The following is a 1070-nucleotide window of genomic DNA, read 5'->3' as shown; positions in this document are numbered from 1 at the left end:
TAGATATTATGACAAATTTAAAACCGAATAGTTTCATCATGTCGAGATACGACGGGGTAAACCCCGTCGCGTCCGTTTCATCCCCGGTCTAAAGACACAGGGCTCTCACGTTCCCGGATATTTTGGTAGCACATCTTGGGTGCCGATTCGCCGTAAAGTAGATCCAAGGATAAAACAAGTTTTTCCTAAGGTTAACTTGACTTACTACCACCATCCTACCCTACCACCGGGTACAGAAACTGGAATCAAAATGTTGCTAGATGGTCAAATTTCTTTCGTGCTGTCTTCACGACCAATTAAAAAAAGTGAGTTCCAAGAGGCTGACGATAGACGATTTAAACTTAAGCAGGTTCAAGTTGCTAGTGATGCTATTGCTATTGCTGTTCATCCTGACCTAACTATTAAAGGTTTAACAACCGAGCAACTCAAGGCTATTTATACCGGGAAAATTACAAACTGGCGTCAAGTCGGTGGTCCCAATCTAAAGATTACCCCTTACTCTCGCCCTAATGAAAGTGGAACTACTGAGTTCTTTCGCAAGACTATTTTAGTAGGAGATGATTTTAGTCAAAAGGTTAGTTTTATCCCAACGACTACTCAAGCCGTGAGGAAGGTAGCTGAAACGAAAGGTGCTATTTACTACGCTTCTGCTCCTGAGATTGTTGATCAGTGTAAAGTAAAACCTCTACCTCTGAGGATATCCAAAACTGATTCTTTTATTACTCCCTATAAACCCCCACTTATCCCAACAGAAAATTGTCCTCAACAAGGACGCAATCAACTGAATAGTGAGGCATTTAAAACCAAGACATATCCGATCACCCGTCGTCTGTTTGTAATAATCAAACAAGATGGTCAAGGAGATGAGCGAGCCGGGGAAGCCTATGTCAAATTGCTATTAACAGATGAAGGACAAAAGCTGATTGAAGAAGCTGGCTATATTCCGAGACGTTAGTTCAGCAATCACAACTATAGCAATTCTACGACTTGTGAGGTACAAATTTCTGGGTTTTAGGGAGCAGGGAGCAGGGAGCAGGGAGCAGGGAGCAGGGAAGAGGGAATAGGGAATA

The 1070-nt window shown here is 42.5% G+C and carries 1 protein-coding gene; it reads left to right on the top strand.

Annotated features, from left to right (window positions below; translation table 11 throughout):
* The first annotated feature begins 46 nt into the window (after positions 1 to 46).
* Positions 47 to 955 (top strand): PstS family phosphate ABC transporter substrate-binding protein, encoded by a 909-nt coding sequence (locus F6K49_RS52340; RefSeq protein WP_366514387.1) that lies wholly within the window; start codon positions 47 to 49, stop codon positions 953 to 955.
* The last annotated feature ends 115 nt before the right edge of the window (positions 956 to 1070 follow it).

The organism is Moorena sp. SIO3I6, assembly GCF_010672095.1.
This window is presented reverse-complemented; position numbering and strand designations above follow the sequence as displayed.